Raw genomic sequence first — 23,609 nt, 5'->3', positions numbered from 1 at the left:
ATGAAAGACATCAGCGAATGCCGTGAACGCCTGCGCGGTATCTTTAACATTACCGTGACGCCTTTCAGCGCCAGCGGCGACATTGACTTCGGCGCCCTGCGCGAAAATATCGAACGCGTCATCGGCCTTGGCTACGACGGCCTGTTAATTGGCGGCACTTATGGCGAGTTTCCGGTGATGTCAGTGCCAGAACGCCGTGCGCTGTTTCACGCCGTGATGGACTGCGTGCAGGATCGCGTGGCGGTGATGCTGTGCAGCGCCAGCGCAGACCCGCGTGATGCCCGCGAGCTGACGCAGCTGGCCGGGGATCTGGGCGGTTTGCCGATGGTCACCGCGCCTTTTGTCAGCGAAATTACCGACGCGCAAATTCTTGCCTATTTTGCTGAGATGGCACCGCTGTCGAAAACCGGCATTCTGGTTTACAACGCGCCGGGCATTGGTATCACCCTGTCACCGGCACTGCTGGAGCAACTGGCGATGATACCGGGTGTGGTAGGCATCAAACAGGGCGATCTGAATCCAACCGCCATCGATCAGATTGCCAACCGCCTGCGCGGCAAACTGCGTCTATTTTGTGCCTCCGATCTGGCCTTTGCCGGCCCGATGATGGCCGGGTTCGATGGCATCAGTACCACCAACAGCGGCGCGCTGCCGGAGCTCATCCTTGCCTGCTATCGTGCGCTGGAACAGGGCGATGCCGTCACCGCGCGTGATCTGCATCAGCTGTGGTTTGACTATCGCACGCTGGCACGCCAGCACGGCCAGCCGCAGCTGGTGAAAGCGGCAATGGCGCTGCGCGGTTTCAATGGCGGCACGGTGCGTGCACCGCTGCAGCCGATCTCGCCAGACGCGCTGGTCGCGCTGACCAGCGTGATGCAACGGCTGGCCAGCGACGCACGCAGCGGGGTTACGCTGGCGTCTCCAGCGCCTGCAGAAAGGCCGTAAACAGCGGGTGCGGTGCATCCGGGCGCGACTGTAGCTCCGGATGTCCCTGTACCCCCTGCCAGAAACGGTGATCGGCCAGCGCAATGCCTTCGATGATGTCATCAGTCTGGGCGGTAACCTGCACGCCGCTTGCCAGCAGCGGCGGCAGCAGTTGCGGATTAAAGCGATAGCGATGGTTGTAATGCATCAGGTTAAACGGCTCTGCGGCCGGGTATGGCAGCAGGCCACAGCGATGGCGACCATCGGCAAAGGGAATAAAGCTGTGCACCGCGGCCTGCGGTGCCACTTCTGCCAGCATGGCCTGACTGAGTTCTGGGTGACGTTGTAACGCAGCCGTGCACATGCTCTGCATACCGAGGCACAGGCCCAGTGTGGGAATGTTGCGTTGCCGGCTGGCGTGCGCCACGGCGATTTGACCGCGCACCGCTGCCATCGAGGCACCTCCCGGTAGCAGAATGCCGTGCACCTCGTCGAGTTCGGACAGCTCGTTTGTCAGTGCGGCGGGAGCGAAAAAGTGAATATCCACATCGAGCGCCAGCGCCCGGGCTGCGGCGTAAAGCGCATCGAGAGTGGCCGGATAGCTGTCACGCTGATCGTACTCGCGCGCTATCAGACCAATACGCAGCGCGTGGCGGCCGGGGGGCGGTGAAGTCTGGGTATGTTGCAGCAGGGTGTCGCTGCCATTCTGCAGCCGCATTGTCGTCTCACGGGAAAGCGCCTTGAGGCGCTGGCCTGGCAAATGAGCAATGCGCGCTACATCCGCCTGCGCCACGACGATTATGGCTTCGTTCGCAGGCAGCAGGGTTACATCGCGAACTTCGTGCTGCAGTGTATCGCTCCGATACAGTCCGCTGGTGACGCAGTAACCTGCCGCCGCGACATGCTGATGGGCATCGGGAAAATCGCCGGTGAAATCCGGGCGCAGGCTCCATAACGGTAACGCCAGCTGATTAGCATACAGGCTGGCAAGCAGCCCAAAGCGCGCCGGAACGCGGGCATCATCAACAATGAAAATAGGTAACACGGCACTCTTCCTGCTGGGATGGGGTGATTAATTGTATTAGTTGATTCAGGATATACAAAAGAGGATTTATGAATAGTCAGCTACTGGCCCGTCGCATGCAGCGCGTCCGTCCATCTCCTACCGCCGCGATTTCCGATCGGGTGCGTGCGCTGGAAGCCGCCGGCAAGGCGATAATCAACCTCGGCGAGGGAGAACTCGATTTTGCCACGCCGGACAGCATCAGCTATGCCGGTATTGCCGCCATTGTGCAGCAGCAAACCAAATACACCGCCGTTTCCGGTACGCGCGAACTCAAAACAGCGATTGCCGCCAAGTTTGCCCGTGATAACCAACTGCATTTTAGCGCTGAGCAGATCATTGCCGGCAGCGGCGCCAAGCAGCTGATTTTCAATGCACTGCTGGCTACGCTGGATGCTGGCCAGCAGGTGATCATTCCTGCCCCTTACTGGGTTTCCTATCCGGATATGGTGACGCTGGCGGAAGGCGAACCGGTGATCGTGGCCTGTGACGAACAGCACGACTGGAAGCTTCAGCCGCAACAACTGGCTGCCGCACTGACGCCGGCAACGCGTTGGGTGATTCTGAACTCACCGGGTAATCCGACCGGTGCGGTTTACAGTGCGCAGGAGTTACGGGCACTGGCTGAGGTGCTGACCGATCATCCCCAGGTGCTAATCATGGCGGATGATATTTACGAGCCGTTACGCTACGACGCCACGCCATTCAGCACTTTTGCCGCGGCGGCCCCGCAGCTGGCTGACCGCACGCTGACAGTCAACGGTGTCTCAAAAAGCCATGCCATGACCGGCTGGCGGCTCGGCTATGCTGCCGGTCCGGCATGGTTGATTAACGCGATGCAGATTCTGCAGTCGCAGAGTACCTCTAATCCCAGCAGCATCTCGCAGGCAGCAGCGGTTGTCGCGTTGCAGCAACCGGCCGAATTTCTGGCAGGCTGGCTCGCTACGCTTGATCGGCGACGTCAGCAGGTGCTGACAATGATCGCCACCAGCAACGGCCTCAGCGCCCGGGCGCCGCAGGGAGCATTCTATATTTTTGCCAACTGCCAAAAGTTACTGGGATGCGTGACGCCGCAGGGGGAACCACTGGAGGACGATAGCGCGCTAGCCAGCTGGCTGTTGCAGGACGCACAGGTTGCGGTGTTGCATGGATCGGCGTTTGGCATGCCGGGTTATTTACGCATTGCCTACGCGGTTGACGATGCGTTGCTGGAGCGGGCCTGCGCGCGGCTGAAATCTTCGGTGGCAAAACTGCGCTGATGTCCGCCATGAGGGTTTGATACGCGAGCGGATGCTGGCATGCATCCTCCCGATCGCCAGCAATGGCGATCGGGTGAGGCAGTTGCGTGGTTTCAGCAACAGTAAAAGTCCGCATGACGCAACACTGCGGCGTCAGCGCAGATTGCCGTGGCGCTTATCAATACGGCACCGTTTCCTTACCGGGCAGGCATCATCTCATTCAGCCCGCTTAATCTGGCGTCATGCCGCCATCGCGCGATATTAATGATTAATTGGCCGCTGCTGATTTTCTGTTGCTTATTTGCGTTAGGTGAAGCTGTTTTTATCACTTAATTAAAACTGCGTGATGTTTATTGTTTTTTCCTGGTAAGCGGAACTGTCTGATTGTTTAGGTGATATTCTGCACAAAGAAGCTTACAAAACCTTTACAATTAATTTTACTTAAGTCTTTGATGATGGCAAAAATAAGGATATTGCTGGCGCTGTCTATTATTATAGCGTCAGGCCAGATTATCGCTGCTCCTTTGACACCCGGCGACCGCGATTATCTGCAAAACCAACAACAGCAGCGACTGGAGCAGGATCAGCAGCAGCGCGATGCACTGTGGCATGCTGTGGCACCGCTGAATGCGCCGGACGCCTCCCCGGCGGGCTCTGGCCCCTGTTTTCCGATCCAGCATATCCGTCTGCAGCAGGTCACGCTGATATCCGATCGTCAGCAACAGGCGCTGACGGCACCTTATATCAATCGCTGCCTGAATTTAAGTGAAATTAATGCGCTGGTACATGCGGTTTCTGACTGGTATATGCAACGTGGTTACATTACCAGCCGGGCGTTTTTAGCCGAACAGGATCTGTCGCATGGGCAGTTAATTATTCCGGTGCTGGAAGGGAAACTATTCGCTATTCGCCTCGACGGGGCGCAGCCGGCGATGTTAAAGATGGCTTTTCCTCATATTGAAGGAAAAATACTTAACCTGCGCGATATTGAGCAGGGTATGGAGCAAATTAATCGCCTGCGCCGCACCCCGGTACAGATTGAAATTCAGCCTGCGCCGCAGCCCGGTTATTCAGTGGTGAACCTGACGACAGCGGCAGAATTTCCGCTCAGCGCCGCGCTGGGATTTGATAATAGCGGACAAAAAAGCACCGGTGTCGGTCAGTTAACCGCATCGCTGACCGGCAACAACCTGCTGGGGCTGGCGGATCGCTGGTTTATCAGCGGCGGTCGCAGCAGCGCATTCAGCGAGTGGCGTGACGCGCAGAATGTGCAGGCGGGTGTCAGCGTGCCGTATGGCTACGGCCTGCTCGACTACAGCTATAGCTGGAGCAGTTATCACAGTCACTTTGATAACAATGGTTTCACCTGGCTGAGTAACGGCGACAATATTGCGCATCGCCTGAATGGCTCATGGGTGCTGTTTCGCAACGGTGAAATCAAAACCAGTTTGCAGCTCGGCCTGAATCACTACACCAGTCACAACTATCTCAACAATACCCTGTTGCAGAGTAGCAGTCGCAAAATCACCAGTACCCAGATCGGATTCAACCATACGCAAAAGGTGTTCGGTGGCGTGGCAACGCTCAACCCAACCTTTAGCCGCGGTATGCCGTGGTTTGATGCGGAAAGTGATGCCGACAAAAGCGGGGACTTACCGCGGGCGCAGTTTCGCAAGTGGAGCCTGAGCGGCAGCTTTCAGCGACCGGTTTCGGACAAGTTATGGTGGCTCAGCAGCGTATACGGCCAGTGGTCACCGGATCGGTTATACGGCAGCGAACGCCTGACGCTCGGCGGCGAAAGCTCAGTCAGGGGTTTCAAAGAACAATACCTGTCAGGCGACGCGGGTGGCTATTTGCGTAATGAACTGGATTACACCCTGTTCACCTTGCCGTTGGTCGGTGACGTCAGCGCCCTGGCGGCGGTGGACGGCGGCTGGCTGAAGAGCGATGCGCAGAACCGCGAGTCTGTTGGCACGATATGGGGCAGCGCCGTGGGGATCAGCACCCGCAGCCGTTTCTTTTATACCCAATACACGGTTGGTTTTCCGCTCAGTTATCCCGGCTATCTGCAACCGGATCACGTTAGCATTTATGCCCGGGTCGGGCTGGTTTTTTAAGAGGCAATGATTATGGATGATCGTCAACCGGTCTCCCCGTTTCGTCGCGCGCTGAGCTACTTCATTTGTTATCTGGTGGCGGTACAGCCACTGCTGCCGGTTGTGGCCGCGGAAATTACCCCGGTTACGCCGGGCACGCGCATGGATGCCGCGGGTAACGGCGTGCCGGTGGTCAATATCGCCACGCCGAATCAGGCAGGTGTTTCCCATAACCAGTACCAGCAGTACAACGTCGGTCAGCAGGGGCTGATTCTCAATAATGCCAGCGGGCAACTTACCCAGACCCAACTGGGCGGACTGATCCAGAATAACCCTAACCTGCAAGCCGGGCACGAAGCCCGGGCGATCATCAATGAAGTAGTGGGAGCTAATCGTTCGCAGTTGCAGGGCTATACCGAAGTCGCGGGTAAAGCCGCGAATGTGATCGTGGCCAACCCTTACGGCATAACCTGTAACGGTTGTGGCTTTATTAATACGCCCAACGTGACGCTCACTACCGGAAAACCGCAGCTGGATGCCAGCGGCAATCTTGCCGCGCTGGAAGTCACTAAAGGCGACGTGACGGTTGAGGGCAAAGGGCTGGATGGCAGCCGCGCTGATGCGGTATCGCTCATTGCGCGCGCCACCAAAATTAATGCGGATATTCATGCCAGCGATCTCGCTATCACGGCGGGTGCCAACCGCGTTGCGCAGGACGGCTCGGTTACGCCAATCGCCGGAGAAGGGCCAGTGCCGTCAGTGGCGATCGATACCGGTGCGCTTGGCGGCATGTACGCTAACCGGATTCATCTGGTGTCGAGCGACAAAGGCGTCGGGGTCAACATCGGTAACCTGCTGGCCAACCAGGGCGATATCACGTTAAACGCGAATGGCACCCTGACACTGGGGAATGCCAGCACCAGCGGCAAGCTGCTCGCGAATGCCCGCGATATGCAGCTGCAGGGGACGCAACAGGCGACCGGTGACGTAGCGCTGAACAGCCAGGGCAATGTGCAGCTGCGTAACAATAAACTGACCAGCGGCGGCAATCTGCGCCTGACGGCAAGCGACGTCACGGCAGATCAAAACAGTACCGTTGCAGTTAACGGTGACATCAGTGTGACGGCGCAGACGCTGACGAATAACGGCCTGATTCAGGCGCAGAAAAACCAGACCATTACGGCAAATACCTTACGCAACCAGGGACGCTTACAGTCGGCAGGCGGGCAAACGCTCAGCACCGCATCGCTGGACAATCAGGGATTGATCGGGTCTTCGCGTGCGCTGCATATCAGTGCCACGCAGCAGGCGCTGAATGGCGCAACGGGGACTTTACTCGCCGGTGACGAGCTGGATTTAGCGGGTGGCGATTTCACCCTGAACGGTTCTGTAAGCGGTAAAAACGGCCTGACGCTAAGCAGCACCTCATTGCAAACCGCAGCAGACGCCCGGCTTAGCAGCCAGCGCAACATCAATCTCAGCGCCCGTCAGCAAATACTGCAAGGCGAGATTGCCAGCGGGGGTAGCCTGATGTTGAACGGCGATACCCTCACGCTTGGCAGCACAGGCAGACTGCACGGTGACGGTGACGTCTCACTGACGGCCAGCCAGCAGGCTGCGATCGGTGGTCAGCTGGACGGAGATAATGTTCAGCTGAGCGGCGGTGCCTTGCACCTGAGCAAAACCGGAATGCTCACGGCTCAGCAGGACCTTAGCCTGACCAGCGCACAGCAGCAGCTGGATGGACAAAGCCGTGCGGGTGGCAATGTCACTTTACGTGCAGACCGCCTCAACGCTCTCAGTGAGGGCAAGCTATCCGCCGGTAATGACATTGCATTACAGGTTAATGATCAAAGCCAGTGGGCTGGCACGCTGATTGCCGGACGCGAGCTGGCTTTCAGTGCAACTGACTTCGTCAATAGCGGTACGCTGGCGGCGAATGGTAATACGCACTTTAGTTTTGATCACCTCACCAACGCGGGTCTGCTGCAATCGCTCGGCCAGCAAACGCTTTCTGGCCGCGTATTAACAAATAACGGTACGGCACAATCTGGCACCGGGCAGCGGCTGGATGTCGGCCATCTGGATAACAACGGTCTGCTGGGCGCGCAGGGCGACTTAACGCTGAATGTAGATCAGTTTACCGCTGGCGATGACAGTAACACCCTGACAGACGGCGCTCTGCGGGTGCACTCCAGCCAGGCTTACCTCGGTGGAACGCTGAGCGCGAAGCACAACCTCGATTTCCAGACTGAAAAACTGACGACCCGCGCAGGTTCGTTACAGACCAGTGCGCAAAATATTCAGCTCAATGGGCAAAATATTGAGCTGAACGGCACGCTTTCCGCCGACCAGGCGCTGACACTGAATTCGCAACAGTTAAGCAGTGGTGACAATGCGCGCACGCAGGCCAAAAGCGCCATCGCGCTCAACGTTGCCGACCAGGCCGATCTGGCTGGCCAGTGGTTTACACCCGGGCAGCTGACTTTGCAGGCGGGTACGCTCAACAACCGGGCGCAGACCGGCGCGCAGGATCTGACGATTGCCGCGGGCATTATCAATAATGCGGGCACGCTGAGCGCCAATAATCGCCTGGATCTGACCGCTGACTCATTACAGCAGCAGGGCACTCTTAACGCGCTGGGCGCGATGGCGATCCGCAGTGATGCGTGGCGCAACCAGGGGCAAACCTCTGCGCGAACGCTGGATATCAGCGTGAAAAACACGCTCGATAACGCGCCTGCGGGCTCACTGCTGGCCTCAGATGCGTTGACGCTGAACACTTCCGCGCTGAGTAACGCAGGTAACCTCAGTGGACAAACCCTCGAACTTGATACCGAACAACTGACTAACAGTGGGCTGATGCAGGGCAATCAATCGGTCACGCTGCGGAGTAATGCGCTTAATATCCTGCAATCCGGGCAAATTCTGTCAGGCGGTGCGCTGAAAGTGGACGCTGACAGCACACAAAATGCCGGACGTTTGCAGGGCAGCTCGTTGCAACTGCGCGGCAATACGCTGAATAACAGCGGTATCGCCCTTGGCAGCAAAGGGCTTGATGTTGCGTTGCAGCAGACGCTGGACAACGCAGGTAGCCTGTTGTCGGACAGCGCCGCTACGCTGCAAAGCCGCGAGCTTAATAACAGTGGCAAGCTGTTGAGTGGTGAACAACTTTCGCTGACAGGCTCGCAGTTGCGTAATCAGGGTCAGATGCAGGGCGATACGCTGGCGATTCAGGCGGACAGTGTAAGCAACAGCGGCAATCTGATCGGCTTGAAATCCCTGGTGTTGCAATTACAGCAGGATCTGACCGATGCCCAGTCGGGCCGGTTACTGACTCAGGGCGCGTTGAACGTGAATGCGCAACGTATTAACCAGCAGGGCAGCTGGCAGGCAAACAGCATTGATGCCCGTGCCAGCCAGATTGATGTCAACGGCAGCATCCAGTCCGCAGCGCGCACCAGCCTTACGGCGACCGGCAACCTGCACACGCTGGCGCAGGGTAATATCGTTTCCAGTGGTCTGGCGGCCATTCAGGCGGCGAGCCTGAACAATGAAGGCAAATGGTCGGCAAAAAATCTGCAGCTGCAGGGCAATTCGCTGCTTAATCAGGGAAGTGCTACAGCAACAGACGAGCTGACAGCCAACCTCAGCGGACAGTTGCAGCAGCTAAAAGGCGCTGCTTTGCTGAGCGCGGGAACCAGCACCCTGAAAGCGGCCTCGATTGATAGTGCCGGTGATATCGAAGCCAAAAATCTGGTGATAAACAGCGGCAACCTGACTAACCGTGGTCAGCTGTATGCCCAGCAGAACCTGAATGGCAACGTTGAACAGGCGATTGCGAATCAGGGCGGGGTTCTGCGCAGCCAGGGTGCTCTGCAACTCAACGCGCAATCTTTACTGAACCAGGGACAGATTCAGGGCGATGGCATTACGACGATAACGCTAAGCGACAGCCTGAATAACACGGGCAGATTGCTTACCGGTGGTCCATTGACGCTGTCGGCACCGACGGTACTGAATAGCGGCCTGGTGCAGGCGCAGGGGCTGGCTTACAGTGGTAACAACCTGGTGAACAGCGGGACTTTTACCGGTCTGGGTGATAGCCTGGTGAATGCCAGCCAGATGACCAATCAGGGACAGCTGCAGGGCGATAATTTACAGGTGCGCGGCGGTGTGTTGCACAACAGCGGTAGCGTATTCGCCAGCCGTGCGCTGGCCCTGACCTTACAGAATGCTGATAACCAGGCAACCGGCAAACTCTATAGCGCAGGCGATCTGACCCTCAATACGCCGGTGCTGAATGCGGCCGGCAGTCTGCTGGCGCTGGGCAATATGACCCTGCAACTGGGATCGGGGTTCACGCAGAGCGGCACGCTGGCAGCGGGTAAAGCGCTGAATCTCAGTACACAAGGCGATCTCACCGTTCTGGGGACGCTGCAGGGCAACAGTCTGCAACTCAGCAGCAATAATTTCATCAATAATGGTCAGCTACGCAGCGGCAGCGGCGCGTTGAACGTCGATGCCAGCAACATGACGCTTAATGATAGCGGAAGCGTCCAGGCTGGCGGGGATATGCGTCTCACCAGTCGCGGCCAGTTAGTGAATTATGGCTTCGTCGGGACAGCAGGGAATTTGCTGATGACAGCAGGCAGCCGGATAGAAAACCGTGCGCTGCTGTACGCCGGGAATAATATGCAACTGCTGGCCAGCAGCATTCAAAATAATCGTGGCGATATCCTGGCGAATAATAACCTGTGGCTGCAGCGTGATGCGGCGGGTAACGCCAGCGATGAAGTGATCAATACCTCAGGCAACATTGAAACCTCGCTCGGAGATATCACCATCCGTACCGGGCATCTGCTGAATCAGCGTGAGGGGATTAGTCATTCGATTTCCTACCAGGCAGCGACCGATGCGCCTGCGGGTCTTGGACAAGCTACCATCAAGATGAAACTCGGTCAGCTGAATGATGATGAAATTGGCATCTATAAAGGTACGGAATACGAGGAGATAGGTGGCAGCCGCGGTAATGGAAACGGAGGGACAATATCAGTTCCGTTCACCAGTCTGGCACCAAAAATCGATGCTGCATCGCGCCAATTTCTTGTGGGATCTACAGTCACCAGTGCTTACTCTAATGGCGGCGCCGGGCGTATTGCTGCAAACCGAAACCTTATCGTCTCAGCTGACTCTTTAGATAATAACGCCAGTAATTTACTGGCAGGTCAGGACATTAATTTATTGGGAACAAACCTCAACAATCAGTCCTGGCAGAACAGCATTGAAAAACAATATTTGCTCTACAAATATACAGGCGTTATAGGCTCTGATAATACATCGCCTAAAGTGATTAGCGATCTTCGGAACGGTCAATCTCATGGCGTTAAATACCGTGACGGCCTGGGCTCCGAGGTGGTTTATACCCTGCAGGGCGCACCCGTTTATGAAACCAGCCAGACGGGAGAAGGTCTGCGTGCCGTGATTCAGGCTGGCGGCAACATCAGCGCGCGTTTTACGAATAACCTGAGCAATACGGATACCGTGGCTAACGCTGGCAGCATGGTGCATGCCATTAGCAAACCGGGTATCGCTGGAACTGCGCCACTGCAATCCGTGGGTGGTTTGCAGAACCAGCAGCTTGCCGCCGGGCAAACTATCGCCGTCGGGTCTCCGCAGTGGAAGGATGCGCTGACAGGCGCACTACAACAGATAGGTAATCAGGGCGCGGCGTTAACTGATTATCCACTGCCTGCCGGTAACAACGGCCTGTTTGTCGCCAGTAAAGATCCTGCCAGTCCCTACCTGATTACCACTAACCCACAGCTGGCAGAGGTTGGTAAAACCGACGGCAGCCTGTTTGATGGCCTCAATGCGTTTCTCAGGAACCCGACTTCCGGGGCAGTTCAACAATCGGCTCAGGCGGTAACGCAACCGGCGCTGAGCAGCAGCCCACGAGTCGAAACGGCGGCAATCTATACCGACAAAGATAAATTCCTCGGTTCTGCCTATCTGCTGAATCGTCTGCAGCTTACACCCGATAAGGATTATAAATTCCTCGGTGATGCCGCGTTCGATACCCGCTACGTAAGTAACGCCATATTGAGCCAGACCGGGCATCGCTATGTGGGGGGTACCGGCTCCGATCTGCAGCAGATGCAATACCTGATGGACAGCGCGGCCCGGCAACAGGCGGGCCTGGGCCTGCAACTGGGGGTTAGCCTTTCGCCGGAACAGGTGGCGGCCCTGACCACGAGTATTGTGTGGTGGGAAAAAACCACGGTTAATGGTCAAACTGTGCTGGCTCCGAAACTCTATCTGGCGCCAGGCGACAGTGAGATCGCGGCAGGTAGCGTGATTGCCGGTCAGGCGGTGAAACTGGATGCCGGGCAGATCAATAACGACGGTAGTACTATCAAAGCCGAGACGCTGCTGTCAGCCTACAGCAATAGCACACTGAATAACCTGCACGCCGGTTTACTGGCTTCGGGCGGCGATCTGCAACTGAACGCGATTGGCGATATTAATAATATCGGTGCATCGATTTCGGCCGAAACCGTTTCGCTCGCATCGGCGACGGGAAACATCAATAACGTTACGCAGGCTCAGCAATGGAGCAGCCTGACGCTTAACGGCATCAAAAATGCACCCGCGTTAAGCTTCAGTGATACCCAGTTAGGGGATGTGGCCAGTATCTCAGCCAGCAAAAATGCCAGCCTCAGCGCGGGTGGCAACATCAATAACACGGGTGCGACGCTGGCTGCCGGCGGTGATTTACAACTGGGTGCGCGGGGCGATATCAATATCGCCGCCAATGCACTGCGTACCGATCGCCTTAATAAAAATGGCAGCGCGGTGGTGACCACCAGCCAGGACGGTAGCGTAAGCGCGGGTGGCGATCTCACCGCGCGTGCCGGTCACGACCTGAATCTGAGCGGCAGCACGCTGGTGTCAAAAGGCGATACGACGCTGGCCGCCGCACATGATATCAATCTGAATACGCTAGATAACAGTAGCCATCAGACACAGGGCAATAGCAAAAACGACAGCATTAACGCTACGCGCAGTACCATCCAGAGCAGCGGAAATTTAGCGTTGAGCGCCGGTCGCGATATTAACTCGCAGGCAGCGCAGCTGATGGCCGATCTAAATGCTTCCCTGAGCGCAGGGCGCGATCTGAACCTGAATGCCCAGCAGAGTCGCGTATACAGCGAGAGCCGGGGCGGCAAAAAAGTGACGATCAACGAGCAGGTTCGTCAAACCGGCAGCGAAATCAGCAGTGGCGGTAATATCGTGCTGGCCGCAGGGAATGACATCAACAGCGCAGCCAGTGAGATTACGGCAAAACAGGATATCGCCGCGCGAGCCGGGCATGATATTAACCTCACCACGGCCACCGAAAGCGATTATAACTATCGCGAAGAGACGAAAACCAAAAAAGGTCTGTTCAGCAAGAAGACCACCCACACCATTCAGGAAGACAGCGCTACGCACGAAAAAGGCACGTTGCTCAGTGGCAACAATATCTCCGTGAGCGCGGGTCACGATCTGCTGGTAAAAGGATCGCAGGTCGCGGGTGATGATAACGTGGCGCTCAGCGCCGGTAACAATGTCGGGATCTCTGCCGCCACCAACACGGAGTCGAGCTGGCGCTTCTCCGAGACGAAAAAAAGCGGCCTGATGGGAACCGGTGGGCTGGGTATCAGCATCGGCAGCAGTAAGTCGCTGCACGATCTGAAGGAAAAAGGCACGACGCAAAGCCAGAGTGTCAGTACCGTTGGCAGCACCGGCGGGAACGTTTCAATCACCGCAGGCCAGCAGTTGCAGGTGCAGGGGGCGGATTTGATTGCCGGCGGTAACATGGCCCTGAAAGGTGACAGCGTAGCAATCACGCCCGGCCACGATGTACGTACGCGCGACGAACGTTTTGAGCAGCGCACCAGTGGACTGACGCTGGCGCTTTCAGGCGCAGTAGCCGAGGCGGTTAACAGTGCGGTCTCTGCCGCACAGTCCGCTAAAAAAGAGAGCGATGGGCGTCTGGCCGCATTACAGGCAACCAAAGCGGTGCTTTCCGGTGTTCAGGCGAACCAGGCCAGCCAGCTTGCGCAGGCCAATGGCGATCCTAACAATGGCGTTGGCATCAGTATTTCGCTAACCACTCAAAAATCAAAATCTCAGCAGCATCAGGAGTCCGACGCCGTCAGCGGTTCTACGCTGAATGCCGGTAAAAACCTCAGTATTGATGCCACCGGTAAAGGCAATAGTGCCAGCAGCGGTGATTTGCTGATTGCCGGTAGCCAGCTCAAGGCTGGTGGTGATACGTCACTGCACGCAGCGAACGACATCAACCTGACGGGCGCGGCAAGCACGCAACAAACCAGCGGTAAAAACAGCAGCAGCGGTGGCGGTATCGGGCTAAGTTTCGGCGTGGGCAATGGCAGCGCAGGACTGAGTATTTTCGCCAGCGTTAACGGGGCGAAAGGCCATGAAAAGGGAAATGGCACCGTCTGGAGCGAAACCACCCTCGACAGCGGCGGTGCTGTCGACATCAGTAGCGGTCGTGACACCACTTTGACTGGCGCGCTGGTTAACGGTAACAGCGTGACTGCTGACATTGGTCGCAACCTGTCTATTACCAGCCTGCAGGATAGTGATAACTATGATTCGAAGCAGATCAGTGTTGGTGCCGGCGGCAGTTTCACTTTTGGCTCGATGACCGGTTCCGGTTATATCAACGCCAGCCAGGATAAAATGCACAGCAATTACGACAGTGTGCTGGAGCAAAGCGGCATTTATGCCGGTCAGGGCGGGTTTGATATTAACGTTGGCAGTCACACCCAGCTCAATGGTGCGGTGATAGCCAGCCAGGCTGACGCGGATAAAAACCGTCTTGATACCGGCACGCTGGGCTTCACTGACCTGCATAATCAGGCAGATTATAAAACCCAGCACCAGGGGATTGGCCTCAGTTCGGCGGGCAACTTCAGCGGCCAGTTCAAAGGGAACATGGCCGCCAGTATGCTGGCGGGCGCAGGCAGCAGTGGCCACGCAGAGGGAACCACGCAGTCAGCCGTTGCCCAGGGATCGATAGTGGTGCGCGACCAGGCAAATCAGCAGCAGGATGTTGCTGCACTTAGCCGCGACACCGAGCACGCTAATGACAGCATCAGCCCGATTTTCGACAAAGAGAAGGAGCAGAAACGCCTGCAGACGGCTCAGCTGATCGGTGAAATAGGCAGCCAGGTTGCTGATATCGCCCGGACGCAGGGGCAGATTGAGGCGACGGAAGCAGGTAAGAAGGAACTGGCAAAAAACAACATAAACCAGCCGGATGCCGACGCTCCTGCGGCTGAAAAGAAAGCGTATCAGGAAGCGCTGGAAAACAGCAGTGATTATAAGAAGGCCATGGCACTCTGGGGCACCGGCAGCGATATCCAGAAAGGGATTCAGGCGGCGACTGCGGCAATTCAGGGTTTGGCGGGTGGCAATCTGGCGCAGGCAGCCAGCGGCGCAGCGGCACCGTATCTGGCCGAGCAGATACACAAATATACCGCTGACAATCAGGCCGCAAAAGCGATGGCTCATGCAGTGGTAGGTGCGGTAACATCGTGGGCGGCAGGCAACAGCGCGGCAGCAGGCGCGACCGGTGCGGTCAGCGGAGAGCTGATGGGTCAGTTGATCATGCATTCGATGTATCCGGGTAAACAGGTCAGTGACCTGCAGGAGTCGGATAAGCAGATCATCAGTGCACTGAGTACCCTGGCTGCAGGTCTGGCAGGCGGCGTGACCGGCGGCAGTAGCGCCAGTGCGCTGGCCGGCGCTCAGGCAGGGAAGAATGCGGTTGAGAATAATGCGCTGAGTCTGCCTAAGGGACTGAATGATATTGGCTTATCTCAACAGTCACTTGCGGCCAGTATGATCCAGAATGGCGCTTCGCCGGATGAACTTACGGCGGCGCTGGTTAAAAACTCGCAGGGTCAAATACCTGAAGGGCAGAATGCCGTTAAAGGATTGCTGACAGCATGGGCAGAGTTCTTTGGGGTCCCGGTCAGTGCATTGGCGGCTGACGGAGAAATGACGCCACAACGGGCAGCAGAAATCTTGGCAAGTGGTGTACCTACGAGTGAAGCCAAGCTGGTGCAGTACGTAGCTGCTAAAGCCTTTTTGTCTATTGCGAAAAGTTCAGATCTTGGACTATCACCTTCAAACCAGAAATACGTTGATATTCTTTCACCAGAAGCCAAACAACATATTTTATATGGGGATAGCCCTACGCAAGGGGGACATCTATATCCTGGAAATCCAGGAAAAACAGTCTTTCCTCAAAGTTGGTCAGCAGATAAGGTTGTCCATACTGTGGGAGACATTGCTACCTCCCCCGATACTCAATGGTTTGCTCAGACCGGAACTGGTGGGGCGTATACAAACGCAGGAAGGCCGGCAAGGTGGGTTGCCTGGGAAGAACGAGATGGTGTCAGAGTTCGTGTGGTATACGAGCCCGCTAGTGGGAAAATTGTAACAGCGTTCCCGGATAATAATCTGACTCCTCCAACTTTAAAGCCTATTAAAAAATAGTGTGGGTGAAATGGATATTAATGACGAAATTAGAGAATTTGGTGAAGGATTAAAAGATCGTCTGGAACCTTCGTTAGTTGACTTTGCCCTTGGGTATCTTGGGTTTTCAGAGAATGTAGTAGCATTCGAAACGCTATGTGATCATATTGCTGATCATGATGTTGTGATCAGTAAAGGTGAGTACACGCAAGTGCTTAAAATAGTTAATGATCTTGGTCTGGAAATTGATAGTAGGTATACATATATAAATCCAGAAAAATAACCGCTATAACATACAAATGCTCCCAACACCACGTCAGGAGCATTTTTAAAAATTCTTACAATGCGCCAGGTGTTCCTGGCCAGCGGTAGCATGTGAAGAAGAAAAGGCGCGTCGGGGCAACAAGTTGTCGCGCCGGAAGTGCGCAGGTAAAAAAGACTCTAACTAACAGAAAGTACAGGGAATAATTGCCCTCGTCACCATACTCCACGCCAGAGAGTGTTGTTGTTGAGAATAATGCACTGACTATCCCTGCGCCCCCAGTTCCCGTTCCGGGTGTGCCTGTTGGTTCCGGCGACCAGGTTAAACAGGATGCAGATAAGAAAATAGCTTCAGGTCTCAAAGGTACAATTAAAGATCTGGGTGATGCGCTGGACAAGGCAACACAATGCTCCTACTGACGAGCTTGTTCTTCGGAAATGATGAAGAGCAGAACCAGCCAAATATTGGCAAAGATTTGTCGGATGCTGATAAAGCCGAATTGGGTGGAACGGGTCCGGAACGCCTGGCGGTTGCGAGCCACAGGATGAGAAAAATGCACGAGATAATGAAAACGGTTCAAATAATAATTTTGACCGTTTCAAGAAAGATGATGTTATTTCGTATGCGAACGATCCAACTAACGAACAAGGTTTATCTGCTGCGGCCAGAGCATGGGAAAAACGCGCAGGTAGACCTGGTGGTATTTTTGAATCCTTAGAAGGTAATCCAACACAGAAAAGTGAAGCGGCGAATCAGTTCGTAAATGAAGTGCTGAATAATAAAAGTACTATGAAAACAAAACTTTCCAGAGGTGGCGTGGAATATAGGTTGCCTGATGGCAGAGGTTTGCGTTATAACTCAGATGGCTCATTTTCTGGTTTCTTAGATCCTAAAAAGCCGAGATAAATATATGAACAATGATTTTGAATTAACTTTATTCAGTGATTCTAAATATGAAGAAATTACAGCGGAGATCTCTTACAAAGATCAGATTCTTTGCCAACTAAACAAATATAAAGGCCCTGACAATATAGAAATAGAGTTTTTCTCAGATGCCAGGATACTTGCTGAACAGAATGCAATGAAATTTAGTCTCAGCAGTTTTTTGCAAATTCTGGCGGAAGCAACGGAAGAACTGAAAATATCTTAATCAGATAAAATCCCGGCCACCGAGCCGGGATTTTTACATTATCAGTCAACCGCCTGGCGGATGATCATCTGATCCGGCGTGGTTATCACCTCGTTCTTCTGCCTGGTCGCAAATCCCAGCTCAGCCATCCAGTGGCATCGTAGCGTGATAGACGGTGAAGGCCTGTGCTTCAGGTGGTCGTGGATATATCCCACGGTGTAATGTCTTGATTTAGTTGTGGGCGTGTCGGTCTCTGACTTATGATGGGCCACAGCCATGACCAACTCCTCGTTAATTGCTTGCGGTCAGCGGGTTGGGGTATTCGAGCACCACAGTTCCGCGCCTGTTAGCTAATCCGTTTACCCATCACGTTATCCAGCATCTCAGAAATAAACTTCTGCTTCGCCATTAGCGTCTGTCGGATCGCATCGATCTGCCTTTCCGGCCGAGACACCAGTGCAATGGTTAGTGTGATACGATCGCGGGCGGCAGGCAGCAGGCAACAGGAAACAGCGAGGCAGCAGGCGCACCGGTGCGGTCAGCGGAGAGCTGATGGGCAGTTGATCATGCAATCGATGTATCCGGGGAAACAGGTCAGTGACCTGCAGGAGTCGGATAAGCAGATCATCAGTGCACTGATTACGCTGGCTGCAGGTCTGGCAGGCGGCGTGACCGGCGGCAGTAGCGCCAGTGCGCTGGCCGGCGCTCAGGCAGGGAAGAATGCGGTTGAGAATAACTCGCTCAGTGACCTGAGAGATGCATTGGCGCAGGGTAAGATTTCTCAGCAGGTCGCGAAAGGATGCGTTGAAGCAGAAAATGACCGCTAAAAGAAGGAAAACTGTGCCGGGATGAGCGCGAAAGCGTGCTCGGTGAAGATGTACACTCAGCGTCAGGAAGAACTGAAAGATATCCTTTCAACGGGCGCAGATTTTATGCCGGTGGTCGGGACCATCAAAAGCGTAGATGAGGCACAATAGGCACTGGATTATCTTCTTGCTGCTGCCTCAGTGATCCCCGGAGAGCGCATTGCTTCCGGTGTTTTGAAAAATGTGGAAAAAGCTCTGGCTAAGGGCGATCACAATGAAGCATCCAAGCTGCTCAACTAGGCCAGCGATGAAATTTCTGGATATCTTCCTGGTCCATGGAAAATATCCGTTCCAACTTCTGGTGTTGGTGCTAGTGCCAAGTTCTCGGTAACTAATGCACAGGTTGGGAAAAAACTGGGTAAACATGTTGAAGATTTTGGTGGGAATGCATCAAATGCGGCTGATCGAGAACGTGTTTTAAATATCATAAATGATATAGGCTCTAATCCAGATAAAGTTGTTGCAGGGAAAATTGCAGGGCAAGTCGCTGGAGCAGGTGCCAGTCGTGGTGATGTATTCTTCAGAATAAAAGGAAATGATGTTGTTGTTACTAAACCAGATGGTAGTTTTATTACTATCCTTAAAGATGGTGTGTTAAATAACACCTCTGTAAAAAATGCACTGAAGGGGGCACCACAATGATGCTTTTTGGGGAGGGGTATCAAGAGCTGTTACGTAATATAGTCGGACAAAAATTTCAAAATGTCAATGGTCTGATATATGTTTATGACATTCCAGATTTAGGAGCGCCGCAACAACTTCAGCTTGTTTTTTTTAATGAAAATAAAAGTGTTGTGTTCAGGTGCGGACTGGATGGGGCTTCACTTGAACTAACTGATTCGCCAATGCAAGAAAATGATCTCGGAGGGTATGGCAAAGAGATAATTATGGATTTGTCAAATTCATATTCGTTTCAGAAAATTATTGGAAAAACACTCTTACGATTTAACGTGATTTATTCTGAAATTGAACAAAAAGTGACTGGGGCAAAGTTAGCTTTTGATGAAGGACTTACTTTAATAATCATTAATCTTGGGGATGAAATTAAAGTTTTTGATTCTTTGCCAATGGAATATGAGCGAGACGAGAAAATTAATTACATTGATGTTTCATCTATATTTAAAAACAGCCTTCCCGACAGTTAATCTCTTAACCGTCTGTTTCTCCTGACTCTCAGCCTGCACCATCGCAGGCTTCTGAAGGGCGCCAGACATAACGCTGATTATGCGTGGTTCGTCCTCCTGAACTGTGCATAACCCTGCATTATGTTGAATAGCTGCAGGCAATTTACCCGGTGGGTGGGTTCTTCAACGGGGGAGGTAGCGTGTTCAGGCTAAAAAGGCGCGTCGGGGCAAAAAGTTGTCGCACCGGAAGTGCGGCAGGCAAAAACGTCGGTAATCAACGGAAAGTAACGGGAAAAATCGGCCTCGCCTCTGTAATCCGCGTCAGAGAAAGTTGTTGTTGAGAATAATGCGCTGAGTAAGGAAGATGATAAGCGCCACGGTCTGCGGCCAGTAGATATGATTGACATCATTCCACTGTTCAACGGGATTGCTAAAGTTCTTGATGATATTATTGGTTCAGTAGGTGGAGATTTTATAAATAACACTGTTGAGGATGAGGTTTATAAAAATGATAAGAAAAAATAAGCCTACAATATGGTTGTTGATTATAAGTATTGTATATATGGTCTTTTGCTGCTTAGTTTTTTCTCTTTGGCGCTGATAGCTGTTCAGCTAATCATTAGCCATAGAATTGCTGTTGAACAGTCAGATATTAAATATATTCTGATTGCGAGTATCATTGCAGGAACAGCCGCAGCTTTTAGATCATGGCTTTTTGCCAAAATAGATGAGCGTAAAGCCCGTTAATCTCCGCCCTCCAAACCTGCATAACCTCAGAAATCCCGGTCCTAAAAACCCGGGAGTTTTCATCTGTCACTCAGCCAGCGGCCGGATTATCAGCTGTCCGTGACCCCGCCTCTTCAAGCCAGTTACCCTTCAGGTTAAGGCTGGGGTAACAGCTGTAACGGGTGGTTCTGCCGGTGAGGCGGCACTCATGGCGGATACTGGTATATCCGACCTTAAGCTGGCGTAACGCTTTGGAAATGCTCACTTCTGGCTTAGTATCGTGCTCAGCCATATCAACTACTGAAAAAACCTTTATAAATGCACCGGGAGGGCAATAATGAGGAATGGTCAGGAAATTTATAAAGATATCGGTACTGTTTTATATAGTATCGCTCCCGATAAAGCTAAGAAGATCATTATGCGAGCAGAATTGTCACCGGAAAATGATCATTGTGAATATGAATATGATTATCTTGATGATGATGATAAAACTCAATGGTTAACGGCAGGTGGAAGGGCGAATACAGATATCCTTCATTATCTGGTAGAGCTTCGCAACTATTATATTGAAAACAATCTGACCAATGGCCGCCCTGCGTGGCATGGATGTGAAGTGACTTTGGATGTAAAAAAAATGAAACTAAATATAGACTTCCGCTACGACGATTAGCCATCAATGAGCCCGGCTTTCAAACCGGGATCTTCTTATTTTTTAGCCGTCAAATTTACCCACAATGCCCGTTCCCGCGCTTGATCACCGGCAGATTGCCAGTGTCGTTCAGCGCGCCGGGGAACGCCTTAAGTCACTGCTTCATCTTCGGCCTGTTGACGAATACCACGCCACATTTAGATAACACAAGAACTTATGAACATGAAACATACTTGTTAGTTCCAGAATCGAAAGTATTTTTTAACCCGCAAAAAAATAATGTAGTTGTGGTTGATAAAACAGGTAATTTTGTCAGTTGATGGAAGCTTGATCCTCAAACGAAACAGTATGATAACTTTATGGATAACGGGGTTTTAAGATGAGTCAATCACTTAAAAGCTATATTGATAGTTTTATATCGAGGGACATAACAGCTGGCTGCTTTGTGGACACTTATATGATTAAGTGGAAAACAGAACGTGATAATGAATTACTTGCACAGGATGATGATAATTTAAGTGAGTTACTATCCAGCGTATTTTGTATTGCTGATATGTATAACCCAGATAATGATCGTGAAGAATATGAATTTAATGAAAATCAACTTTGGTATGAAATAAATAAGCTAATAGCCGCTTATACAGATAACTAAAAGGAAATTCCGGCCATTGAGCCGGGATTTTTACATTATCAGTCCGCCGCCAGCCGGATAATCATCTGCCCCGGCGTGGTGATCATCTCGACCTTTTGCCCTGTCGCAAACCCCTGCTCAGCCATCCAGTGACCGCGCAGGTTAATGGACGGTCAAGGCCTGTGCTGCAGGTGATCGCGGATAAATCCCACGGTATAACGTCTTGATTTAGATGTGGACGTGTCGGTCTCTGACTTATGATGCGTGCCAGCCATAACCAGCTCCTCGTTAATTGCTTGCGGTCAGCGGGCTGGGATATTCGAGCACCACAGTTCCGCGCCTGTTAGCTAATCCGTTTACCCATCAAGTTATCCAGCATCTCAGAAATAAACTTCTGCTTCGTCATTGGCATCTGTCGGATCGCATCGATCTGCCTTTCCAGCCGTGGCACCAGTGCAATGGTTCGTGTGATAAGATCGCGGGCGGCAGCACGGCAGCACGGCAGCACGGCAGCACGGCAGCAGGCGCACCGGTGCGGTCAGCGGAGAGCTGATGGGTCAGTTGATCATGCATTCGATGTATCCGGGTAAAGAGGTCAGTGACCTGAAGGAGTCGGATAAGCAGATCATCAGTGCACTGAGTACCCTTGCTGCAGGTCTGGCAGGCGGCGTGACCGGCGGCAGTAGCGCCAGTGCGCTGGCCGGCGCTCAGGCAGGGAAGAATGCGGTTGAGAATAATTTCCTTGGTTCAACATCTTCAAAGAAACTCGACAAAGCCATTGAGAAAATTAAAAACGGCGATAAAACATTAGCTACCGCTAATGAGCTTATTAAGCTGGAAAATGCTGACAAACGCAGTGATGCGCTGGTTTCTAAATTTACCAAAGACCCTTCTCAGATGAGTGGTACTGAACGTGCTGAACTGGCTGGTTATCTGCGGGTTTATGCATCTGAGATGGAGAAGGAATACGGCCCCGCTGTCTCACAGGAACTGGTTAAAGGTCTGCTGTCCGGGCAGGATTACGTTAAACGTACACCTGATTCTGAAGCCATGTCTAAAGCTCAGAGTATTATGAATACCTGGGGCTATCACAAGTCGAATGCCAGCATAGGCGATGCGCCGTTGATGTTTGGAAGCAGTGTGCTGGGGCTTACGGTGAAAGGTATGGCTGCTAATGCAGCAATCGGTGTGGGAGTTAATGCTGGCGTTCAGCTTGCCGGAAAAGATCCGTTCAGTTATGTGGATGTGATTATGGCAGGGGTAACAGCGGCAGCAACGACGGGTAAAGGTATTATAGCTTCAACACCTATCAATATGGGCGGCACAGCAATTGGCAGTAGTATTAAGGGGGAAGAACCAACAAACGCTGTTGCAGGTGCTGGAGCGGGTACTGTTATTGGTGGTCTCGGAGGGGAAGTAATAAAAGGAGCCGCCTCAAAACTAGGAAAAGATGCTATATCTGATTTAACAGGTACAGTTATCGGGGGTTACATCAGTGAGAAAACAGGAAATGCTGTAAAAGATCTTCTCGATAAAAAGGATGATGCGAATGCTAAAAAATAACCTTATTACATTATCTAAGTTGATATTATGCTGCCTGGCTTTGTTTTTAGTTGCTGATACGGCAGTAGTACTTCTTGCATCATTAATTGTATATTTTAAAAAAGATTTTTTTTCATTCAGTTGGCAGGACGTTTTTTCATCCTTTTGTGAATCAGGATATGTTGGAGGCCTTATTTTAGGTGTTGGGATATGGATAAAGGTCACGTTAGAAGAACGTAAGGACCGAAAAAAGCCAGCCAAATAATTCTATAACAAAAATCCTGGCCTAAAAAAGGCCGGTATTTTTTTGTCTGCCAGTCAGAACCGCAGTTCAGTCTCAACCACCAGCCGCCCGCGCTCGACGGTAACGATAACGGACTGTCCGGTGTTAAAGCCGAGATCTTTGAGCCAGCGGCCCTTCAGTATGAGTTGCTGCTGCGGGTTGACCTTCATGCCATTGGGAGTGTAGCCGAGGGTGTAATGCCGTTGGGGTTCGTTTACTGCAGTTGCGCGGGGTTCTGCTTTAGAATCGCATTCAGCCTGCCGTAACGCTTTGGAAATGCTCACTTGTGGCTTAGTATCGTTCTCAGCCATGATTAACTACCTCTTATAGTTGGTTGTGGTTAGCAGGCTGGGGTGTTGGCGCACCTCAGTTCCGCGCCTGTTAGCTACTCCGTTTATCCATCACGTTATCCATCATCTCAGAAATAATCTTCTGCTTCGACATTGGTGTCAGTCGGATCGCATCGCTCTGCCTTTCCGGCCGAGGCACCAGTGCAATGGTTCGTGTGATAAGATCGCGGGC

Annotated in this window: 20 protein-coding genes and 1 pseudogene; 16 read left to right on the top strand and 5 right to left on the bottom strand. The window is 53.0% G+C overall.

The window, feature by feature from the left end; all coding sequences use genetic code 11:
• A complete protein-coding gene (locus tag CBW22_RS17165; RefSeq protein ID WP_088517286.1) occupies positions 1-945 on the top strand; it encodes a dihydrodipicolinate synthase family protein in 945 nt (314 codons plus the stop codon).
• On the opposite strand, the gene CBW22_RS17160 is transcribed toward CBW22_RS17165, so the two are convergent.
• Positions 908-1,969, bottom strand: coding sequence for a glutamine amidotransferase-related protein (locus CBW22_RS17160; RefSeq protein ID WP_088517285.1), 1,062 nt, complete (start codon positions 1,967-1,969; stop codon positions 908-910). The two genes, CBW22_RS17165 and CBW22_RS17160, sit on opposite strands and share 38 nt — an antisense overlap.
• A 68-nt stretch (positions 1,970-2,037) precedes the next feature.
• Here CBW22_RS17160 and CBW22_RS17155 point away from each other — a divergent pair, with 68 nt between their 5' ends.
• The 6 genes from CBW22_RS17155 to CBW22_RS17130 all read left to right on the top strand — a co-directional run bounded on the left by CBW22_RS17155 (position 2,038) and on the right by CBW22_RS17130 (position 17,287).
• Positions 2,038-3,246 (top strand): pyridoxal phosphate-dependent aminotransferase, encoded by a 1,209-nt coding sequence (locus CBW22_RS17155; RefSeq protein ID WP_088517284.1) that lies wholly within the window; start codon positions 2,038-2,040, stop codon positions 3,244-3,246.
• A 431-nt stretch (positions 3,247-3,677) separates the two neighbouring features.
• Complete coding sequence (locus CBW22_RS17150) at positions 3,678-5,342, top strand: ShlB/FhaC/HecB family hemolysin secretion/activation protein (RefSeq protein WP_088517283.1); 1,665 nt, start codon at positions 3,678-3,680, stop codon at positions 5,340-5,342.
• A gap of 12 nt (positions 5,343-5,354) precedes the next feature.
• Positions 5,355-15,896 (top strand): hemagglutinin repeat-containing protein, encoded by a 10,542-nt coding sequence (locus tag CBW22_RS17145; RefSeq protein WP_176428140.1) that lies wholly within the window; start codon positions 5,355-5,357, stop codon positions 15,894-15,896.
• 10 nt (positions 15,897-15,906) lie between these two features.
• Entirely contained in the window at positions 15,907-16,158 is a 252-nt protein-coding gene (locus CBW22_RS17140) for a MafI family immunity protein (protein WP_088517563.1), read from the top strand.
• 385 nt (positions 16,159-16,543) lie between these two features.
• Positions 16,544-16,855, top strand: coding sequence for a hypothetical protein (locus CBW22_RS17135; protein ID WP_176428139.1), 312 nt, complete (start codon positions 16,544-16,546; stop codon positions 16,853-16,855).
• 192 nt (positions 16,856-17,047) lie between these two features.
• The gene (locus tag CBW22_RS17130) at positions 17,048-17,287 is read left to right on the top strand and encodes a hypothetical protein (RefSeq protein WP_088517281.1); all 240 of its coding nucleotides are present in this window, start codon (positions 17,048-17,050) and stop codon (positions 17,285-17,287) included.
• Positions 17,288-17,328: 41 nt separating this feature from the next.
• On the opposite strand, the gene CBW22_RS17125 is transcribed toward CBW22_RS17130, so the two are convergent.
• Positions 17,329-17,544, bottom strand: a complete 216-nt coding sequence (locus CBW22_RS17125; protein WP_254919529.1) for a SymE family type I addiction module toxin — start codon at positions 17,542-17,544, stop codon at positions 17,329-17,331.
• Between the two features lie 288 nt (positions 17,545-17,832).
• On the opposite strand from CBW22_RS17125, the gene CBW22_RS17120 reads away from it, so the two are divergent.
• The 5 genes from CBW22_RS17120 (at position 17,833) to CBW22_RS17105 (ending at position 20,003) form a co-directional block, all read left to right on the top strand.
• Positions 17,833-18,093: a VENN motif pre-toxin domain-containing protein gene (locus tag CBW22_RS17120; RefSeq protein ID WP_141097336.1), complete on the top strand. Its 261-nt coding sequence runs from the start codon at positions 17,833-17,835 to the stop codon at positions 18,091-18,093.
• 21 nt (positions 18,094-18,114) lie between these two features.
• A complete protein-coding gene (locus CBW22_RS26790; RefSeq protein ID WP_254919528.1) occupies positions 18,115-18,243 on the top strand; it encodes a hypothetical protein in 129 nt (42 codons plus the stop codon).
• A 527-nt stretch (positions 18,244-18,770) separates the two neighbouring features.
• Positions 18,771-19,277, top strand: coding sequence for a hypothetical protein (locus CBW22_RS17115; RefSeq protein ID WP_176428138.1), 507 nt, complete (start codon positions 18,771-18,773; stop codon positions 19,275-19,277).
• A gap of 375 nt (positions 19,278-19,652) precedes the next feature.
• Positions 19,653-19,781: a hypothetical protein gene (locus tag CBW22_RS26785; protein ID WP_254919527.1), complete on the top strand. Its 129-nt coding sequence runs from the start codon at positions 19,653-19,655 to the stop codon at positions 19,779-19,781.
• 9 nt (positions 19,782-19,790) lie between these two features.
• Positions 19,791-20,003 (top strand): hypothetical protein, encoded by a 213-nt coding sequence (locus CBW22_RS17105; RefSeq protein WP_254919526.1) that lies wholly within the window; start codon positions 19,791-19,793, stop codon positions 20,001-20,003.
• 70 nt (positions 20,004-20,073) lie between these two features.
• Here CBW22_RS17105 and CBW22_RS17100 read toward each other — a convergent pair whose 3' ends face one another.
• Positions 20,074-20,274, bottom strand: coding sequence for a SymE family type I addiction module toxin (locus CBW22_RS17100; RefSeq protein ID WP_088517278.1), 201 nt, complete (start codon positions 20,272-20,274; stop codon positions 20,074-20,076).
• Between the two features lie 45 nt (positions 20,275-20,319).
• Between CBW22_RS17100 and CBW22_RS17095 the strand changes: the two genes are divergently transcribed.
• On the top strand, positions 20,320-20,652 hold the full coding sequence (locus tag CBW22_RS17095; RefSeq protein WP_088517277.1) for a hypothetical protein: 333 nt from the start codon (positions 20,320-20,322) through the stop codon (positions 20,650-20,652).
• A 358-nt stretch (positions 20,653-21,010) separates the two neighbouring features.
• Positions 21,011-21,283, top strand: coding sequence for a colicin immunity domain-containing protein (locus tag CBW22_RS17085; protein WP_088517275.1), 273 nt, complete (start codon positions 21,011-21,013; stop codon positions 21,281-21,283).
• Positions 21,284-21,321: 38 nt separating this feature from the next.
• On the opposite strand, the gene CBW22_RS17080 is transcribed toward CBW22_RS17085, so the two are convergent.
• Positions 21,322-21,423, bottom strand: coding sequence for a type I toxin-antitoxin system SymE family toxin (locus CBW22_RS17080; RefSeq protein WP_254919543.1), 102 nt, complete (start codon positions 21,421-21,423; stop codon positions 21,322-21,324).
• A 370-nt stretch (positions 21,424-21,793) separates the two neighbouring features.
• Between CBW22_RS17080 and CBW22_RS17070 the strand changes: the two are divergent.
• Both CBW22_RS17070 and CBW22_RS17065 read left to right on the top strand, forming a co-directional pair.
• Positions 21,794-22,825, top strand: a pseudogene (locus tag CBW22_RS17070) (VENN motif pre-toxin domain-containing protein); the annotation flags it as partial.
• On the top strand, positions 22,812-23,069 hold the full coding sequence (locus CBW22_RS17065) for a hypothetical protein (protein WP_072208602.1): 258 nt from the start codon (positions 22,812-22,814) through the stop codon (positions 23,067-23,069). The pseudogene CBW22_RS17070 and the gene CBW22_RS17065, both read left to right, overlap by 14 nt.
• A gap of 53 nt (positions 23,070-23,122) precedes the next feature.
• On the opposite strand, the gene CBW22_RS17060 is transcribed toward CBW22_RS17065, so the two are convergent.
• On the bottom strand, positions 23,123-23,398 hold the full coding sequence (locus CBW22_RS17060; protein WP_088517273.1) for a SymE family type I addiction module toxin: 276 nt from the start codon (positions 23,396-23,398) through the stop codon (positions 23,123-23,125).
• Positions 23,399-23,609 lie beyond the last annotated feature (211 nt).

Origin of the sequence: Pantoea sp. VS1 (assembly GCF_002207995.1) — a bacterium.
Taxonomy (GTDB): domain Bacteria; phylum Pseudomonadota; class Gammaproteobacteria; order Enterobacterales; family Enterobacteriaceae; genus Pantoea; species Pantoea dispersa.
The sequence above is the reverse complement of the archived record's forward strand: the minus strand, read 5'-3'. Positions and strand labels throughout refer to the sequence as shown.

Coding starts and splice junctions, on each gene's coding strand:
- CBW22_RS17165 (WP_088517286.1), top strand. CDS start 1: ATGAAAGACATCAGCGAATGCCGTGAACGCCTGCGCGGTATCTTTAAC.
- CBW22_RS17155 (WP_088517284.1), top strand. CDS start 2,038: ATGAATAGTCAGCTACTGGCCCGTCGCATGCAGCGCGTCCGTCCATCT.
- CBW22_RS17150 (WP_088517283.1), top strand. CDS start 3,678: ATGATGGCAAAAATAAGGATATTGCTGGCGCTGTCTATTATTATAGCG.
- CBW22_RS17145 (WP_176428140.1), top strand. CDS start 5,355: ATGGATGATCGTCAACCGGTCTCCCCGTTTCGTCGCGCGCTGAGCTAC.
- CBW22_RS17140 (WP_088517563.1), top strand. CDS start 15,907: ATGGATATTAATGACGAAATTAGAGAATTTGGTGAAGGATTAAAAGAT.
- CBW22_RS17135 (WP_176428139.1), top strand. CDS start 16,544: ATGCTCCTACTGACGAGCTTGTTCTTCGGAAATGATGAAGAGCAGAAC.
- CBW22_RS17130 (WP_088517281.1), top strand. CDS start 17,048: ATGAACAATGATTTTGAATTAACTTTATTCAGTGATTCTAAATATGAA.
- CBW22_RS17125 (WP_254919529.1), bottom strand. CDS start 17,544: ATGGCTGTGGCCCATCATAAGTCAGAGACCGACACGCCCACAACTAAA.
- CBW22_RS17120 (WP_141097336.1), top strand. CDS start 17,833: ATGCAATCGATGTATCCGGGGAAACAGGTCAGTGACCTGCAGGAGTCG.
- CBW22_RS26790 (WP_254919528.1), top strand. CDS start 18,115: ATGAGCGCGAAAGCGTGCTCGGTGAAGATGTACACTCAGCGTCAGGAA.
- CBW22_RS17115 (WP_176428138.1), top strand. CDS start 18,771: ATGATGCTTTTTGGGGAGGGGTATCAAGAGCTGTTACGTAATATAGTC.
- CBW22_RS26785 (WP_254919527.1), top strand. CDS start 19,653: ATGATTGACATCATTCCACTGTTCAACGGGATTGCTAAAGTTCTTGAT.
- CBW22_RS17105 (WP_254919526.1), top strand. CDS start 19,791: ATGGTTGTTGATTATAAGTATTGTATATATGGTCTTTTGCTGCTTAGT.
- CBW22_RS17100 (WP_088517278.1), bottom strand. CDS start 20,274: ATGGCTGAGCACGATACTAAGCCAGAAGTGAGCATTTCCAAAGCGTTA.
- CBW22_RS17095 (WP_088517277.1), top strand. CDS start 20,320: ATGAGGAATGGTCAGGAAATTTATAAAGATATCGGTACTGTTTTATAT.
- CBW22_RS17085 (WP_088517275.1), top strand. CDS start 21,011: ATGAGTCAATCACTTAAAAGCTATATTGATAGTTTTATATCGAGGGAC.
- CBW22_RS17065 (WP_072208602.1), top strand. CDS start 22,812: ATGCTAAAAAATAACCTTATTACATTATCTAAGTTGATATTATGCTGC.
- CBW22_RS17060 (WP_088517273.1), bottom strand. CDS start 23,398: ATGGCTGAGAACGATACTAAGCCACAAGTGAGCATTTCCAAAGCGTTA.